The organism is Collinsella sp. AF14-35, from assembly GCF_003464565.1.
In the GTDB taxonomy this organism is placed as follows: domain Bacteria; phylum Actinomycetota; class Coriobacteriia; order Coriobacteriales; family Coriobacteriaceae; genus Collinsella.
In genome coordinates, this window is sequence record NZ_QRZD01000006.1 from 31,329 (window position 1) to 48,497 (window position 17,169).

Consider the following 17,169-nt stretch of genomic DNA (forward strand, 5'->3'; position numbering starts at 1 on the left):
ACGCTGTTCAACTTCTATTCCACGCTCATTGTCGTCTACTGCTTTATGACGTGGATTCCCATGAAGCAGGGTGGTTTGCTTCAGGATATTGCCGCGGTGCTTGATAGCGTGTGCGGTCCGTGGCTCAACCTGTTCCGTCGTTTCATCCCGCCGATGGGCGGTATCGATTTTTCGCCGGTCGTTGCGATTATTGCGTTACAGTTGGTGCAGAGGCTGGTTCTGCAGCTTCTTATAGGTATACTCGTGTAGAACTGACTTAGTAACTTACGTCGGGCGTGTAGCGCCGAGGCGATGAAAAAGGAGACTTGTTATGGCTATTACCCCTGCAGACATCCAGGCTCAGACTTTCTCTGAGGCCAAGCGTGGCTACGATCCTGCCGAGGTCGACGTCTTCTTGGAGACACTGTCCTCCGAGGTTGACGCTATGCTCGCTAAGATCGTCGACCTTAAGGGTCGTCTGACTGCTACCGAGCAGCAGCTTGCCGATGCGCAGGCTCAGCTTGCCCAGGCTCAGGATGCCACCGCCCAAGCCGTTCCTGCCGCCCCCGTGGCTGCTCCCGCCCCTGACTTCTCCGCTCAGGAGCGCCAGATTTCCGCTGCCCTGATCGCTGCCCAGCAGACCGCTGAGACCATCGTCAACGATGCCAACGAGAATGCTGAGCGTATCCGCAACGAGGCTGACGCCAAGGCCCGCGAGGTTATCCGCCAGGCTCTGACCGAAAAGCAGGCCGAGCTCGAGGAGATCGATCGTCTCAAGGCTTCCCGTGAGGAGTTCAAGGCCGAGTATCTCAAGCTCATCCAGCACTTCATGGACGATGCCCAGAACTCCTTCCCGGGCGACCTCATGGCCTCCACGCCGGTCGGTTCTGCCGCTTCTCCTGCGGTGACTGTTCCCGCCGAGCCGCTGCCCGTCGCTGACCCGGTTGTCCCCGTGGCCGATCCCTTTGCCCCGATCGACAACTTTGCTGCCGACGACCTGGACTAGCATCAGAGCTACAATCTAGTGTCCTTAAGAGGAGCTCGCACCTGCGGGCTCCTTTTTTGTGGCTGTATACGGGTTGGGAAACAAAACGCCGAGCTCTGCATGCGATAGGACAGAACTCGGCGAAGGGCGCGTGGTAAAAGGTAGATTTTAAGGTATGTCTAAAAACTACTTGAGGAGGAAGTTGGAGAGGGGAATAGTGCGGGCCTCGCGATGCTCGGGATCGGCGATGTGGTCGGCGGGATAGCCACAGACGAGCATGTGATAGGGATAGACGCCCTTGGGCAGATTGAACTGCTCCTGTGCCACCTCAGGCTTAAAATGGCATACCCAGCACGTTCCCAGGCCCTGCTCGGTGGCCTCCATCATCATCTGGTCGCACACGATGGACGTATCGATTTCACTGGAATTCATCTGGTCATACGGGCGTACCCAAGCATCATCGGTAACGCTGCAAATAAGGAAGACAAGCGGAGCTCCAAAGATAGACCCATCACGAGCAAACCGAGGCTGACAAGCAGCAGCCTTCTCCAACAGCTCAGGCGTATCCAGCACCATCACACGGGCTGGATGATTATTACAAGCAGAAGGAGCAATACGCCCAGCCTCAACAATGGCATCCACCACAGCTTGCTCAACAGAACGATTCTCAAACTCGCGACAAGAATACCGAGACCGAGCCAGATCAAAATAAGACATACAAGCCCTCCAACAATTAAAAATCAAACAAACCCAAAGTAACCCAAACAGTACCCAAAGCAGCAATCAGCCAAACGCTCATCAAGGGCCAAAGTGTCCGAACGGGTACCATAGGTCCCTTCAGGCAAACCCCCATCGCGCTAAATCTATCAGCCAAAGTTCCCAATGGTGGTACGTAAGGCGAAGGGCCGGCCACGGTTTACTTTCGAACGACTCTGCAAAGCAGCCGGAGTGAGAAAGCAAACCGTGGCCGGCCCTTCGCCGCCGGGACACGTACCCCCAATTAACTGTTCTTCATGACAATCGAATCCACGACATCGGCCACATTCTCGCAGCAGTCGGCGCAGTACTCCAGGAAGGCGTACACGTCACGCCAAGCGATGACCTCGAGCGGGTCCTTGCCGTTAACGTGCAGGTTACGCATGGCGTTGATATAGAGCTCGTCGGCCTCGGACTCGATGGTGTTGATCTGGATGACGAGCTCGCGCAGCGTCTTGGACTTGCGGTAGTTAGGCAGCTCGACCATCAGGTCCTTCATGGCGCGGCAGGCGTCGGTCACCTTGTGGGCGATGACGATGGCGTCGGGATGGATGCTCTGGATGTTGGTGAAGTAGACGCGCTGCACGACGCCCTCGATACGGTCGAGCACGGTGTCGAGCGAGCAGCTCATCAGATCCAGGTCCTCGCGCTCAAGCGGGGTGATAAAGGCCGTGAGCAGGGCGTCCTCAAGCTCATGGTGCTTCTTGTCGGCCGCATGCTCGATCGCGTGCATCTTGTCGAGCATATCGTGAATCTTCGCGGGATCGAAGTTCTCGAAAATCTTGGTAAGCAGCTCGGCGGCCTGGACGGCAAGGTCGGCGCAGGCGACGTAGTTGTCAAAGTAGAACGAATCGGGTTTCTTTGCCATGAGTGGGTCCTTTCGAGGCGAAGACGGGTGGGCGAAGTTTTGCGGTCCGGATGGACGCTCGTTTTGACTAGATGAACATCATGAACAGCTTGGCCATGACAAAGCTGATGAGTCCGCAGGCGGGGAAGGTGAAGAACCAGGTGAACATCATGTCCTTGACGACGCCGAAGTTGATGGCCGAAAGGCGCTTGACGGCGCCGACGCCCATGATGGCGCAGGTCTTGATGTGGGTGGAGGACACAGGGATACCGGTAAGGGTGGCAAGCAGCAGGTTCGCGGCGCCCGCCAGGTCGGCGGAGAAGCCCTGGTACTTTTCGAGCTTGACCATGCTCTGGCCAACGGACTTGATGATGCGCTCGCCGCCCACGCTGGTGCCGATGCCCATGGTGGCCGAGCATAGCAGCATAATCCAGATGGGGATGCCGGCATCGCCGACGCTCGTCTGGCCGCTGGCAAAGGCCACGCCTAAAAAGAGCACGCCGATGAACTTCTGTCCATCCTGCGCGCCGTGCATAAAGCTCATGGCCGCAGCGCTCGCGATCTGAGCGTATTTAAAGAAGACATTGGCACGTCGCCTGTTGGCGGCGGCGAAAAGAATCGAGACGAGCTTGCACAGGACCCAGCCCATGACAAAGCCCAGGCCGATGGAGAGCGCCAGGCCGTAGATGACCTTCATCCACTCGTGGACGTTGACGCTGCTCGCACCGCCGAGGGCGATAGCGGCACCGGTCAGGCCGGCGATAAGGCTGTGGCTTTGCGAGGTGGGGATGCCAAAACGCGACGCTGTGGCGCCGTAGACGACGATGGAGAACAGCGCCGCGCACAGGCAGGCGAGCGCCATGGTACTGTTTCCGCCAAAGTCGACAATATGGGAGATGGTGTTGGCGACGCTCGCGTTAAAGTGCGTCATGATGAGCACGCCGAGGAAGTTGAATGCGGCACTCATGAGAATGGCGGCGCGGGCGGGCATGCAACGCGTAGTGACGCAGGTCGCGATGGCGTTGGGTGCGTCGGTCCATCCATTGACGAAGATGGCGCCGAGCGCGAGGATCACGGTGACGGCAAGGACTGGGTTCGACACAAGTTGGCCGAGGAAGGTTGAGAACGTTACGTCCATATATGGGCTTTCTCGAAGTTTGCAGGCACGTTACAGAAACATGATAAATCGTATCACCTCCTGCGGGTTTCTTTACCGAGTTCTGATGGGAGCAGTGAATTTTTTGGCACTAAAATTGAATATTATCCCTGTTGACCGCGGGTGTTCTTTTTGCTAACACGCCATGCGGACACATGCGCGCGCCCCAACACCCCAAAACCACAGTCTGTTCGCTTTACAATATGCAAACATGCGTTCGATAATAGGAGACATGGAATATCGACAGACAGATGGCAAAACTCGGCGCGTGCACAAGCAGTATGTGGACGTCGTGGCTCGCATCCTCGCGGGCGGACAGGTCGTGCCGGTCACCGTCTGCTGGGTCGACGGTCGTTGCTTTACGATTGACGAGATTGTCTCGTCCACCGGTTTTGGCCTGACGGTTCACGGCATTCGTACGGCGACTTATAAGGTTCGTTTTGGCGGACATGCGACCGAGTTGTATCTGGAGGACCAGACGCGCGAGCGGGCGGACGGCTCGCAGGCACACGTGATGCGTTGGTGGGTTTGGGCGTTTGATCGTACGCTCGAGGGCGAGCGCCGCAGGTAAGAACGCGTGGCGTTCGGGTACAATGGCAGGAAACTTGTCAGCTACGGCGCCGTCGCGGTGCTTTTTGAAAGGACGAAATTATGAACGATATCCAGGGCTATCAGAATGGCCCCATCGAGACCGGCGCAAGCCGTGCCAAGGAGATGTCGCCGCGCGCGTACAACCTTGTCATGTCTGCTCTCATCTTTTTGGGCTTTTGCGCCATGGGCGCCGGTGCTTACTTTACGAGCACCATGTCGTTTGCGCGCATGATGATGAGCGGCGCCGCTTTGCCGCTGGTCTTTGGCTCATTTATTTTGACCATCGTCGGCATGGTCATGATGTCGGCTGCTGCCAGCAAACAGTCCGTGGGCCTGTCACTCGTGGGCTACGTGGTCTTTGCGAGCACCTTTGGCCTGACGGCGTCGTTTGGTCTTGCCAACTACGACCTGCCTACCATTAACACCGCCTTTATCGCCACGGCCGCCATCACCTTTGTCTTTGGTGCGCTGGGCGTGACCTTCCCCAAGTTCTTCCAGCGTGTGTATGGCATTGGTTTTGGCATCCTGTTTGCCACGATTCTGGTCGAGATCGTGCTGATGTTCATGGGCGTTTCGCAGTCCATCACCGACCTGATCGTGATCGTGGTGTTCGCCGGCTTCATCGGTTACGACACCTATGTTGCCACGACGGTGCCGCCCACGCTGCCCAACGCCGTGCTCATGGCATCCAACCTGTTCGTGGACATCATCAACGTGTTCTTGCGCATTCTGAACATCCTCGGCCGTCGCGATTAAAGCGCGGCATTGCGATGCTTCCTGCCGGACACGGTAAAACGATGCGAAAGGCGGTCCTTCGGGGCCGTCTTTTTTGTGCGCGGCGGGGTATCATGGATGAGAAAAGCCGATAGCGGCAGCGACAGGAAAGGTGACCACTTATGGCAGACGTCGACAACAGGAACCGTAACCACAGGTCCAACCGAGCGGGTCAGCCCAATCCCAAGCGCGAGGCCCGTGCCAAGGCCGCCGAGCGCCATGTGATGACTGTGTCCGAGGCCTGCGCCAAGGATATCGAGCGTTCGCTTGCCGGTGTTCGCGAGTTTGACGGCATGCCCACCGGCTTTGTCGCGGCGATGAAGGCCAAGGTTCAGACTGCTGTGGCCCCCGAAGAGCAGGTCGCCGAGGACGTCGAGAACGCGGAGACTGCCGAGGTCGAGGCAGCGCCCGAGACCGAGGCGGCGCCCGAGCCCGTCGAGGAGCCTGCCGAGGAAATCGCCGAAGTTGAGTCCGCGCCTGCTGAGGAGCCCGCTCCGGTCCTGCCCGAGGTCACTGTGCTTGATGCCTCCGCCACGCAGGCAATCCTCGATAACGGTCGCGGCTATGCGCAGTTCTGCGACATGGCCGTGCTCGCCTTTGCCTCGTTTACCAATCCGGGCGGTGGATATATTCAGGGTTATCTGGGCCAGGAGGCCACGTTGTGCGCCGATTCGTATCTGTACAACGTCCTCGATAAGCAGCGTAAATGGTACGGCGAGAACCGTCGCCGCAACATCAACTGTGAGCTGTACCGCAACCGTGCGCTGGTGGTGCCCGCGGTGCGCTTCGAGCGCAAGCATGTGCACGCCTATGCCGACGTGATCGTCGCCGCTGCACCCAACGCCAAGCGTGCTCGCCAGGAGTACCGCGTGAGCGACGATGCCTTGCTTGACGCCCTGCGCGACCGCATTCGCTTTGTGCTTGCTATCTGCGATGAGCTTGGCCGCGAGAAGCTCGTAGTGGGTGCTTGGGGCTGCGAGAACAACGGCTTTGACGCAGAGGCCGTGGCCGAGCTCTTCCGCAAGGAGCTCGCATCGGGCGACTTCAAGGTCAAGCAGGTCTTCTTTGCCGTGCCCTCTACGCGCTGGGACGAGGACTTCGCCAAATTCGAGCACGTGCTGGCAAACTTCCCCGAGCGAAACGAGGAGTCCTATGCTCAGGTTGCCGCCCGCGCCGCAGCCGCCCGTGCCGCCGAGCAGGCTCAGGCCGCTGCCGAGGATGACGAGGATGACGACGACTGGCGCAAGTACCTGTAAACGGTGCTCGTGATGCGATATACCGAGCCGACGGGAGAGGCTGCTCCTGTCGGCTTTTTATTGAGTGGGGAGCTTACGATGAAAAACGTTCTGTGCTTTGGTGACAGCAACACCTATGGTTACGATCCGGCGGGCATGCGCGACGGTACCGCGGTGCGCTATGCGCAGGATGTGCGCTGGTGTGGCGTGGTCCAACGTGACTTAGGCGAGGGCTGGCATGTAATTGAAGAAGGCCTCAACGGCCGCACGACGGTACGCGACGACATGTGCCATCTGGACACTAACCTCAACGGCATTCGCGCGCTTCCGATGCTGCTCGAGGCTCATAAGCCGCTGGACGCCATTGTGATCATGCTGGGCACCAACGACTGTAAGACGGTCTTTAACGTGACAGCTTCCGATATCGCCCGTGGCGCCATGGCGCTGATTCGCGCCGTCCGCGCGTTTCCGTGGACCGACGCCGCGCCTTGCCCGCGCATCCTGCTGATGGCTCCTATCAAGATCAAGCCGCAGATCGCCGATGTATATATGACCGATTTTGACGAGCGTTCCGTCGAGGCATCTGAACATTTTGGCGAGTACTATGCGCACGTGGCCGAGCAGTTTGGCTGCGACTTTTTGAATGCCGCCGAGTTTGCCGAGCCGGGCGATATTGACTATCTGCATATGATGCCCGAAAGCCACGAGAGCTTGGGACATGCCGTGGCAGCCAAGCTCCAAGAGATGCTCGGTGAGTAGCGCGACCCCAAGCCACCGCAAAGGGGACAGGCACCTTTGCGGTGGCTTTGGATCGTTTGTTTGTCTTGATCTGTAACAGTTGTAAGGTCGAAAACGGGCTAGATGTTACAGATTGAGATTATTTAGGTCGATATCGGTCGTTTGTCTCGATCTGTAACATCTAGGGTCGATTTTGCCGAGTTACTGTTACAGATTGAGATTATCTTCTCAGCGGAATTTGAATGTCTCGATCTGTAACAGGTGGGCCGAAAAATGGGCTCTAACTGTTACAGATCGAGATGTTTGTGGGAGCCACCGCAAAGGTGCCTGCCCCCTTTGCGGTGGCTCTGGGCTGTGAATCTTAATACTGCCACATGTGGTTGACGGGGCCGGAACCTTTGCCCATGTCAAAGCCAGCGGCGAGAGCGCCGGTCAGGTAGGCCTTGCCGGCGTTGATGGCGTCGGCAAGTTCCATGCCCTGGGCCAGCGCGCAGGCGATGGCGGACGAAAGCGTGCAGCCGGTGCCGTGTGTGTTGTCGGTCTCGATGCGCTTGTGGCGGAACCACGTGGTGAGCGGATCGCCCAGATGGTTGCCCTCGTCATCGAGTGGCGCGGGTTCGGCCAATACATCGTTAGCCTCGTTGACAAGATGCCCACCCTTAACGAGGGATGCGCAACCAAAGCGGCGGGTGAGGAGCATGGCAGCATTTTGCTGTGTGCGCTCGGAGTCGACCTCGTAGTCAAGCAGGGCCATGGCCTCGGGAATATTGGGCGTGATGACGGTTGCTAGTGGGAACAGGCGGCGGGTGAGCGCCTCGGCGGCATCTTCGGCAATCAGCCGTGCGCCCGAGGTGGCTACCATGACGGGGTCGACGACCACGTTTGTCGCGTTCCAGGCGCTCAGGCGGTCGGCGATAACCTCGATAATCTCGGCAGAGGAAACCATGCCGATCTTGACGGCGCTGGGGCGGATATCGTCAAATACGGCGTCGATCTGCGCAGCGACGATATCAGGGGAGATATTCTGCACGGCGGTGACACCGAGCGTGTTTTGTGCGGTGATGGCGGTGATGGCCGTCTCGGCATACAGGCGGTGCGCCGTGATGGTCTTGATGTCGGCCTGAATGCCGGCGCCACCGCTGGAATCGGATCCTGCGATGGATAGAACGGCAGGTACCTTACTGCGATCCATGTTTGCTCCCTTGTTCGGTCGGAATCAAATGGGTCTTTAAGCCAGCATTATAAAGATGCCCGGGCCGACTCTATGTCGAACCCGGGCGGGCGATGCAATCTTTACGCAAATGTAAGCAAATGTTCACACGTCAACAATTGACGAACACCATGTTACCGATTGTGGCTCCGGTGACGAGTTAGTCCTCCATGCCGAGGTCGATCGTCGTGCCTTCGAACACCTTGTTAACGGTGCGGACGGCGCACATCTTGCCACACATGGTGCAGGTGCCCTCGGTGGCGGCGGGGGACTCCTCGTAGCGCTTCTTACCGGTGACCGGGTCGAGAGCACACTCCCACATGGCATCCCAGTCGAGCTTGCGGCGTGCCTGGCCCATCTTGTCGTCCATGTCGCGGGCGTGCGGCACCTTTTTGGCGATATCGGCGGCGTGTGCGGCGATCTTGGTGGCCATGAGGCCGTCGAGCACATCCTGGGCGTTAGGCAGGCATAGGTGCTCGGCCGGTGTCACGTAGCACAGGAAGTCGGCACCGGAGCTGGCGGAGATAGCGCCGCCGATGGCAGCGGTGATGTGGTCGTAGCCCACGCCGATATCGGTCACCAGCGGCCCGAGCACATAGAACGGGGCGTTGTGGCACAGGCGCTTCTGCAGTTTCATGTTGGCGGCGATCTCGTCGAGCGCCATGTGACCCGGGCCCTCGACCATGACTTGGACGCCGGCTGCCCAGGCGCGCTTGCACAGCTTGCCCAGCTCGATCATCTCGGCGGTCTCGGTGGCGTCGTTGGAGTCGTAGAGGCAGCCCGGGCGGCAGGAGTCGCCGAGCGAGATCGTCACGTCGTACTCGTGGCAGATCTCGAGCACCTCGTCGTAGAACTCGTAGAAGGGGTTCTCGTTGCCGGTGACCTCCATCCAGCCAAACAGCAGCGAGCCGCCGCGGCTGACGATGTTCATGAGGCGGCCTGTCTCCTTAAAGGTCTTGATGACCGACTTGTTAATGCCGCAGTGGATGGTCATAAAGTCCACGCCGTCCTCGGCATGTGCGCGCACGACCTCGAGCAGGTCGTCCTTGGTAAGCTTGACCAGCGGCTTTTCCATGTAGCCGATGGCGTCGTACATCGGCACCGTGCCCACCATGAGCGGCGTCTCGTCGATGAGCTGCTGGCGGAACTGGCGTGTCTTGCCCGAGTTGGAGAGGTCCATGATGGCGTCGGCGCCAAAGTCCTCGGCAATCTTAACCTTCTTCCATTCCTCGGTGGCATCGGCCTTGTCGCCCGAGATGCCCAAGTTCACGTTGACCTTGGTGGACAGGCCCTCACCGACGCCAAAGGCGCGCATGCCCTTTTTGATGTGCTCGATATTGGCGGGAATGGCGATGCGGCCGTCTGCCACGCGCTCGCGGATGTACTCGGGGTCGCGATGCTCTCGCTCGGCGACTTCCTTCATCTGCGGCGTGATCTGCCCGGCGCGGGCGAAGTCGATTTGCGTGACGAGCTTGGGCTCGGTCTGTGTGCTCATTGGCACGGCTCCCTTCGTTGGCATTACCCATATCAGGTTTGCGGGTCAGGGCGGGCGCGCCCAGTCTCAGCCTGCCGTCTTGTCCTGCAAGCTCCCCGTTTATGTAATGGGCTCAAGTATAGCTCGAATGGGTACGATTGGCCTAACGAGCGTGCCTGTGGGGAGGCGAACATGGAAGACAAGCATCTATATCGAGAGACACAATGGGACATATCGGCCGAGGAGGGCCGTGCGCACCATGGGTTGGTCGCGATTGGCTTTGCGGTGCTTGCCGTGCTGGTGATTGCCTTTTGTATTTGGACGTTTGGCGGTCGCGGCGGCGCTGCCTGGGAATTTGAGGCTGATGATAGCCTACCGATTATGACGGTGAGGAGTACTGGCGGTAATGCCAATACGCTCGCCGTTCCGGGCGATTATTGGTACCCGCGCGATGAGTTTGTGCAGTTGCAGCTGAGTGGTGGGTCCATTCCAGGTGAAGAAATCGAACGCGTGACGTTTGACGCAGCGCTCAAAACGCTCACGGTGAAGCTCAAAGATCAAGGAGATGTGCCCACGACGATGGATATCGCGCTGACGGAATGGCGCCTGGAGCCCCCGTCGGGCGTTACGGTATCCGACGTGGAGCATGTTAAGATTACCTATCAAGATGGCTCGACGAGCGAGATTGCAAAGGCCGATGGCTTGGCGGAATAGGCGCCGTGCCTAGGCAGCACATTTAAAAGTAACGGTGATCCTACAAGGCCTGTTCGTTCAGGAAGACCAAAGTGTTTTTATTTGAAAGCTCGGGAAAGTGGCGATAGCCAACGTCGAACGCGGTGAGCCCGCTTGCATCTTCGAGCTTGTTTTCTGCCATCCAGCGCACCATGGAGCCGCGCGCCTTTTTGCTGGCGGTCGAGCGCTGGATGGGCTTGCCGTTGCGGATGCCTTCGCCAAAGAGGCATGTGACGACCGTGACATCGGTGGTGAGGCGGGGCAGAACGGCTTTGGCGTATTCCGCACTGGCGAGGTTGACGATCGTAGCGTTGGAGTCCGCTGGAGCGATGGCCCGTGCGAGCTTGTCGCCCCAAAACGCGTAGAGGTCTTGGGCATCGTCGACGGCAAGCTTCGCGCCCATCTCCAGCCGATACGGTTCAACGGCATGAAAGGGGCGTACGCATCCGTAAAGGCCCGAGAGGATCCATAGATGGTCTTGCAGCCAGTCGAGCTGTGCGGCATCCATGACCTCGGGCGCCATGCTCTGGTATTGAATGCCGTGATAGGACATGACGGCAGGGGAGAGGTGACGGGCGAGTTCGGGATTGTCGAGATCGCCGTTTTTCAGGATGGACCCGAACTCATGCAGGGTGTTGAGGCAAAGCCCCAGCAGTTTGTCACTCACGTTCCATAGCGCTTGCAGGCCGCCGCTGCCTTCATTTCGTTCGATATCTAGCAGTGCGCGGTGGAGGCGAGCCGTCTCGTGCGCAAAAGGTGGAATGCCCAGGACTTCAAAAGCATCTTGGGCCGCGCGCATCTGCTTGGCGGGCGAAATGATGATCTGCAGCATGGACTCTCCTCTGCCAAAAAGGAAGTTGCGGTGGAATAATTCCTGTTTCGTCTGTTAAAAGGCGTGTTTGGGAACTATTTCACCGCAAGTTATGAAGGGCTGGTTGGGCTCGTTTTACGAGGGTTGGTTAGGCGCGCTCGAGGAAGGCCTTGTAGCCGCGATATGCCTCGTAGATGTCGGCCTTGTTGGCGACCTCCCACAGGGCGTGCATGGACAGGACGGCAACGCCGGAGTCGATGACGTTCATGCCGTACTTGGCCATGATGTAGGCGATGGTGCCGCCGCCGCCTGCATTGACGCGGCCGAGCTCGCAGGTCTGGAAGTCCACGCCCGCCTCGTCCATGATGTCGCGGATGAGGGCCACATACTCGGCGTCGGCGTCGTTAGAGCCGCCCTTGCCGCGGCTACCCGTGTACTTGTTAAAGCACAGGCCGCGACCCATAAAGGCTGCGTTCTTGGTCTCGAACTTGCCGGCATAGCCCGGGTCGAAGCCGGCGGACACGTCGGAGGAAAGCATGCGGCTGTGGGCGAGTGCACGGCGCAGGGCCAGCGGGCTGTCCTCGCCGGCAAGCGTCATGATCTCGGCGACGGCGTTCTCGAAGAAGCGGCTCGTCATGCCGGTGGCGCCCACGGAGCCGATCTCCTCCTTGTCGACGATGAGCGTGATGCTCGTGCGCTCCACGTTGGCAACGTCGATCTGGGCGAGCATGGAGGGGTAAGCGCAGACGCGATCGTCGTGGCCATAGCCCAGAATCATGGAGCGGTCGAGGCCCATGTCGCGGGCGGGGCCGGCGGGCACGACCTCGATTTCGGCGGAGAGGAAGTCCTCCTCCTCGACGTCGTACTGCTCTTTGAGGATGTCCAGGAACATCTGCTTGACGGGCTCCTTGGGAGCGTCTTTGTCGTCCTCGTCAAACTTGACGGGGCGGCCGCCCACGATCACGTCGAGGATCTCGGCGTCGACGGCGTCCTTGGCGGGCTTGGACATCTGCTCGCTCGAGAGGTGAATCAGCAGGTCGGAGATGGTAAAGACCGGATCGTCTGCCTTGTCGCCGATGTTGATGTCGACGGTGGTGCCATCCTTTTTGCAGATGACGCCCACGAGTGCAAGCGGGGAGGCCACCCAGTGGTAGCTCTTGACGCCGCCATAGTAGTGCGTGTCGAGGTAGGCCATGTCGCCGGCCTCGAAGGCGGGATTCTGCTTGAGGTCCAGACGCGGCGAGTCAACGTGGGCGCCCAGGATGTTAAAGCCCTGCTCGAGCGGGGCGGTGCCAAGGTTGACGAGCATAAGGTCCTTGCCGTGATTGGCGGCGTACACCTTGTCGCCGGCCTTGAGCGCGCGGCCCTCGGCGATCACGGTCTCCAGGTCGACGTATCCCGCCTCCTCGGCCATCTTGATCCCGGTCTTGACGCACAGGCGCTCGGTCTTGTTCTCGCTCAAAAACTGCTTATAGCCGCGGCAAAGCTCCTCGAGCTCCTCGATTTGCTGTGGCGTGTACTTTTTCCATGCGCAGGGACGCTCCATGACGCAGGCTCCTTTCGGATCGATCGTGCTGGTTGATGTACCGTGAGCCATCGTATCACGCGCAGGCGCGTGGTGGCGGGGGAGCTTGATGTGCGGTGGTCGCGGGGCGGGGAGCGTGTAAACTGGTGGAAGCAAACCGTGCCCAGCCCAAAGCGAGGTATTCAATATGTCTGACAAGCGCCGCACCTTTGCCGTTATTGACGGCAACTCGCTCATGCACCGCGCCTTCCACGCCGTGCCGCCCACCATGAACGCGCCGGACGGTCGCCCCACCAACGCGATCTTTGGCTTCCTGAACATGTTTCTCAAGATGATCGACGCCTTTAACCCCGACGGTGTGGTCGTGGCGTTTGACAAGGGCAAGCCGCGCGTGCGCATGGAGATGCTGCCGCAGTATAAGGCGCAGCGCCCGCCCATGGACCCCGATCTGCACGCGCAGTTTCCGATGATTAAGGAGCTGCTCACGGCGCTCAACGTGCCGATTCTGCAGTCCGAGGGCTGGGAAGGCGACGATATCCTGGGTACCATGGCTCGTCTGGGCGAGGAAGCCGGCTGCGACATGCTGCTGGTGACCGGCGACCGCGACATGTATCAGCTCGTGACCGAGCACGTCAACGTGGTCTCGACCCGCAAGGGCCTGTCCGACGTGGCGATTATGACGCCCGAGAGCGTGGACGATCTGTATCACGGCATCACGCCAGCGCTCGTGCCCGATTTTTACGGCCTGAAGGGCGATACGTCGGATAACATTCCCGGCGTGCCGGGCATCGGTCCCAAAAAGGCGAGCGCGCTTATCGCGCAGTACGGCAGCCTGGACGAGGTCATCGCGCATGCCGACGAGGTCAAGGGCAAGATGGGCGAGAACCTGCGTGCGCATATCGACGATGCGCTGCTGAGCCGCAAGGTCGCAACCATTCGCACCGATGCGCCTGTCGAGCTCGACTTTGACGAAACGTCTTTCCCGGCGTTTTCTGCCTATGAGGTGTCCGCGGCACTGGGCGGGCTGGGCATTACGGCCATGCAGAACCGTTTCTTGTCGCTGATCGGTGATGAGGGTGGGGCTGCGGCCACTGCCAGCACGTTTGAGATTCCCCCCGTTATGCGCGTTGTCGCCGGCGATGCCGAGGCGCTCGCTGCCGCTGCTGCCGAGATCGCTCGCGCGATCGAGGCAGGCGAGTGGATTGCCACCGTGGTGGACGACGACAAGGAGGAGGGCGCGCTTTTTGGCCTGACACGCACGCTGTGGCTGGCGACGTCCAAGGGGCTGCTTGCGCTTGAGGAGGGCGACGGTGGCGTGGCCGCTGCCGTTGATGGGTTCAACTTTGCCCACGGCGTGATCGCCGGTGTGCTCGCGCGCTTGTTTATGGAGGGCCGCGTGGCGAGCCCGGATATGAAGGCGCTGCTGCATGAGCTTTCGCCCATTGATTCTTCTGAGCCCGAGCTCATGGATCCGCTGGCCGTCGATTCTACGTGCATCTTCGATACCGTGGTCGCCGCCTACCTGCTGGATTCCGACCGCTCCGAGTTTGATGAGGCGTATTTGGCCGATACCTATCTGCAGATGGCGCTGCCTGCGGCGCGCGGTGCAGAGGGTGCCGGCGAGGACGCTCCTGTGCCCGCCGCTCGCACGGCTGCCTTGACGCTGACGCTCGTGTCGCCGCTGCGCGATCGCATGGCCCGTGAGAACGCCGCCAACGTGTTCGACGGCATCGAGATGCCGCTTGTGCCGGTGCTTGCCAAGATGGAGCGCGCGGGCATGCTCGTGGATCCCGATCGGCTGCGCAGCCTGTCCGAGGGCCTGGCGACCCAGATCACCGAGGTCGAGCGAAGCATTCGCAACCTTGCCGGTGACGAGACCTTTAACATCGGCAGCCCCATGCAGCTCTCGCATGTGCTCTTTGATGTGATGGGCCTTCCGACCAAGGGTCTCAAAAAGACCAAGCGCGGCTACTATTCGACCAATGCCAAGGTACTGAGTGATCTTGCCCGCGACCACGAAATCGTGCGTTTGATCTTGGACTGGCGTGAGAAGTCCAAGATCAAGTCCACCTATCTGGACACGCTGGGCCCGCTGCGCCGTGGTGACGGCCGCGTGCACACCACGTACAATCAGACCATCACGGCGACGGGTCGTCTGTCCTCGAGCGACCCGAACCTGCAGAACATCCCGACGCGCTCTGAGCTGGGTCGCACCGTCAAGACGGCGTTTTCGGCAGGCGAGGGCAGCGTCTTTTTGGCGGTGGACTACTCGCAGATCGAGCTGCGTCTGCTGGCGCATCTTTCGGGTGACGAGCACCTGGTGCGCGCCTTTAACGAGGGCGAGGACTTCCATGCCGAGACGGCCGCGCGCGTATTTGGCGTGCCGGTGTCCGAGGTGACACCCGACCTGCGCAGCCGCGCCAAGGCCGTGAACTTTGGCATTGTGTACGGCCAGCAGGCCTATGGCCTGTCGCAGTCGCTGCATATCTCGATGGCCGAGGCGCGTGGCATGATCGACCGTTACTACGAGGCCTACCCGGGCGTGCGCACGTTCCTCGACAACGTGGTGGCGCGCGCCAAGCAGACGGGCTACGCCGAGACCATGTACGGCCGCCGTCGCCATATTCCGGAGCTCAAGGCCAAAAACCCACAGCTTCGCGGCTTTGGTGAGCGCACGGCCATGAACCACCCCATGCAGGGTACCGCCGCCGACATCATCAAAATTGCGATGGCCCGCGTGAGCCGTCGTTTGGAAGAAGAAGGCTTTGCCGCCCACATGATCTTGCAAGTGCACGACGAACTAGACTTTGAGTGCCCGGTGGACGAGGTAGAGCGCTTGACCGCGATGGTACGCGACGTCATGGAACACGTCGTAGACCTACGCGTACCCCTCATCGCCGAAGCTTCAACCGGAGTAACCTGGGCCGACGCCAAGTAAGGTTACACCCACAACTCCAAAGTAACCAAAACCAGAAGGGGGCTCCTTGCCAACAAGGAGCCCCCTTCATCCAAATATATTCAGCTAAGTATCTAGACACTCAAGACGCCATCTTGGCGGCAGGTAAGTAAACCTAGGGCCTGGCCGGGCGGCACGGGCTAACTTTTCGTAGATTCCGCACGCAAAGAAAGCCACTTAATGTGGCTTTCGTCTTGCGCAGGACTTGACCGAGCGAAAAGTTAACCCGTGCCGCCCGGCCAGGCCCGATGGGACGGCTAACGAGCTGCCAAGATGGCGTCGATGAGCGTCAGTACGCCCCCGTCGTTGTTGCTCGGAATGCGCCACTTGGCGTGCGCGTTCATATGCTCCTCGGCATTGTCCACGATATAGCTATGCCCGACGCGCTCGAGCATGGGGATGTCGTTGTAGGTATCGCCCACGGCTGCGGCGTCTGCAATGTCGATGTCGAGCTGCTCGCACAGGTGCGCGACGCCCGAACCCTTGTCGACGCCCAGGTTCATAAAGTCGATCCACTCGCGGCCGGCATTGGTGACATAGAGTTGGTCCGAGAATGCGGGGTTATAGTCCTCGCGAAATGCGGGCTCAGCATCATAGTCGGGGAAGAAGATCGAGATCTTGTTGGACTCGGCGTCAAGGCCTTCAAAGGTATCGACGTAGTTGATCGTGTTGTAGTACACGCTGATCTCGTCGTGGTATTGATGGTCGCGGGCAAGCACGTAAAACTCGTCGAAGCAGCACAGCACGGGGACAGCGCGCGAATCCTCCGAGGCGCGCGCAAGCACCTGCTGATACAGTGCCACATCGATAGTGCTCTTATAGATATAGTTGCCACGGTAGATAACGCAGGCTCCGTTATCGGGGCAAAAGGCGATGCGGCCCTTGATGTCCTCGAACATCTCCTCGAGCTTGGGAGCGGGGCGTCCGCTGGCGGGGCAGAACACGATGCCAGCCTCGGCGAGCTTTTCCAGGCGCTCATCGAGGCCCTGGGGCAGCACACGCTCGTCGGTCAGCAACGTTTTGTCCATGTCGACGGCAAGGATCTTGATGTTGCCGATAGCGGCGTCCGATTCGTAAGTTTGCATAAAAGCGCCTTTCCGTTTCTAAATTGTTTCGGGCGGAATAACCCTCCGGTTGGTAATCGAGCGTATTTTCGCAGGGTTGACGCGTAATTGCAGCATGATTCACAAAGTAATGAAAAAACTTTTCAGAAATTTGGATTTGTCGCTTGTGCCGTGTGCACTTTAGCGTAATATAGCGACCATCGAAAACGGAGACGGGAAAACAGCCGCTTACCGAGCAAAAGGTACCGTTTGCGATATTTGAATTGCGCCCGGCGATACGTGAAAGGAGAGGCAGATGCAGTTCGTAAAGATTATCATCACTGCAGACAATGCCAT

Annotated in this window: 16 protein-coding genes and 1 riboswitch; of the genes, 8 read left to right on the plus strand and 8 right to left on the minus strand. The window is 59.5% G+C overall.

Going from position 1 to position 17,169, the window contains the following annotated elements; genetic code table 11:
* The first annotated feature begins 3 nt into the window (after positions 1-3).
* Positions 4-249 (plus strand): YggT family protein, encoded by a 246-nt coding sequence (locus DWW12_RS03285; protein ID WP_227790178.1) that lies wholly within the window; start codon positions 4-6, stop codon positions 247-249.
* A 61-nt stretch (positions 250-310) separates the two neighbouring features.
* Entirely contained in the window at positions 311-985 is a 675-nt protein-coding gene (locus tag DWW12_RS03290; protein ID WP_117854958.1) for a DivIVA domain-containing protein, read from the plus strand.
* A 165-nt stretch (positions 986-1,150) separates the two neighbouring features.
* On the opposite strand, the gene DWW12_RS03295 is transcribed toward DWW12_RS03290, so the two are convergent.
* The 3 genes from DWW12_RS03295 to DWW12_RS03305 form a co-directional block, all read right to left on the minus strand.
* Positions 1,151-1,681: a nitroreductase family protein gene (locus DWW12_RS03295; protein WP_117854960.1), complete on the minus strand. Its 531-nt coding sequence runs from the start codon at positions 1,679-1,681 to the stop codon at positions 1,151-1,153.
* Between the two features lie 283 nt (positions 1,682-1,964).
* Positions 1,965-2,588 carry a DUF47 domain-containing protein gene (locus DWW12_RS03300; RefSeq protein WP_055251695.1) on the minus strand — a complete coding sequence of 208 codons (624 nt, stop codon included), beginning with the start codon at positions 2,586-2,588 and terminating at the stop codon, positions 1,965-1,967.
* A gap of 67 nt (positions 2,589-2,655) precedes the next feature.
* Complete coding sequence (locus DWW12_RS03305; RefSeq protein ID WP_055251696.1) at positions 2,656-3,705, minus strand: inorganic phosphate transporter; 1,050 nt, start codon at positions 3,703-3,705, stop codon at positions 2,656-2,658.
* Between the two features lie 250 nt (positions 3,706-3,955).
* Between DWW12_RS03305 and DWW12_RS03310 the strand changes: the two genes are divergently transcribed.
* The 4 genes from DWW12_RS03310 (at position 3,956) to DWW12_RS03325 (ending at position 7,082) form a co-directional block, all read left to right on the plus strand.
* Positions 3,956-4,294 (plus strand): hypothetical protein, encoded by a 339-nt coding sequence (locus DWW12_RS03310; protein ID WP_117854961.1) that lies wholly within the window; start codon positions 3,956-3,958, stop codon positions 4,292-4,294.
* 80 nt (positions 4,295-4,374) lie between these two features.
* Positions 4,375-5,070 carry a Bax inhibitor-1 family protein gene (locus DWW12_RS03315; RefSeq protein ID WP_117854963.1) on the plus strand — a complete coding sequence of 232 codons (696 nt, stop codon included), beginning with the start codon at positions 4,375-4,377 and terminating at the stop codon, positions 5,068-5,070.
* 140 nt (positions 5,071-5,210) lie between these two features.
* Positions 5,211-6,344 carry a TIGR02452 family protein gene (locus DWW12_RS03320; protein WP_117854965.1) on the plus strand — a complete coding sequence of 378 codons (1,134 nt, stop codon included), beginning with the start codon at positions 5,211-5,213 and terminating at the stop codon, positions 6,342-6,344.
* Positions 6,345-6,422: 78 nt separating this feature from the next.
* Positions 6,423-7,082, plus strand: coding sequence for an SGNH/GDSL hydrolase family protein (locus tag DWW12_RS03325; protein ID WP_117584214.1), 660 nt, complete (start codon positions 6,423-6,425; stop codon positions 7,080-7,082).
* A gap of 340 nt (positions 7,083-7,422) precedes the next feature.
* On the opposite strand, the gene thiD is transcribed toward DWW12_RS03325, so the two are convergent.
* Entirely contained in the window at positions 7,423-8,253 is an 831-nt protein-coding gene (gene thiD, locus DWW12_RS03330; RefSeq protein WP_117854966.1) for a bifunctional hydroxymethylpyrimidine kinase/phosphomethylpyrimidine kinase, read from the minus strand.
* Between the two features lie 178 nt (positions 8,254-8,431).
* Positions 8,432-9,766 (minus strand): phosphomethylpyrimidine synthase ThiC, encoded by a 1,335-nt coding sequence (gene thiC / locus DWW12_RS03335; protein WP_117854968.1) that lies wholly within the window; start codon positions 9,764-9,766, stop codon positions 8,432-8,434.
* A riboswitch (TPP riboswitch) is annotated at positions 9,759-9,874 on the minus strand. (Overlaps the previous gene by 8 nt.)
* A 63-nt stretch (positions 9,875-9,937) precedes the next feature.
* Here thiC and DWW12_RS03340 point away from each other — a divergent pair.
* Positions 9,938-10,459, plus strand: coding sequence for a hypothetical protein (locus tag DWW12_RS03340; protein ID WP_117854970.1), 522 nt, complete (start codon positions 9,938-9,940; stop codon positions 10,457-10,459).
* 40 nt (positions 10,460-10,499) lie between these two features.
* Here the strand turns inward: DWW12_RS03340 and DWW12_RS03345 are convergent, their stop codons facing one another.
* Together DWW12_RS03345 and DWW12_RS03350 are read right to left on the minus strand one after the other, a co-directional pair.
* Positions 10,500-11,309, minus strand: coding sequence for a YaaA family protein (locus DWW12_RS03345; protein WP_117854971.1), 810 nt, complete (start codon positions 11,307-11,309; stop codon positions 10,500-10,502).
* Positions 11,310-11,436: 127 nt separating this feature from the next.
* The gene (locus DWW12_RS03350) at positions 11,437-12,834 is read right to left on the minus strand and encodes an aminopeptidase (protein WP_117854973.1); all 1,398 of its coding nucleotides are present in this window, start codon (positions 12,832-12,834) and stop codon (positions 11,437-11,439) included.
* Positions 12,835-13,000: 166 nt separating this feature from the next.
* Between DWW12_RS03350 and polA the strand changes: the two genes are divergently transcribed.
* Complete coding sequence (polA, locus tag DWW12_RS03355; RefSeq protein ID WP_117854975.1) at positions 13,001-15,751, plus strand: DNA polymerase I; 2,751 nt, start codon at positions 13,001-13,003, stop codon at positions 15,749-15,751.
* Between the two features lie 275 nt (positions 15,752-16,026).
* Here polA and DWW12_RS03360 read toward each other — a convergent pair whose 3' ends face one another.
* Positions 16,027-16,854 carry a Cof-type HAD-IIB family hydrolase gene (locus DWW12_RS03360; protein ID WP_117854976.1) on the minus strand — a complete coding sequence of 276 codons (828 nt, stop codon included), beginning with the start codon at positions 16,852-16,854 and terminating at the stop codon, positions 16,027-16,029.
* Between the last annotated feature and the right edge of the window lie 315 nt (positions 16,855-17,169).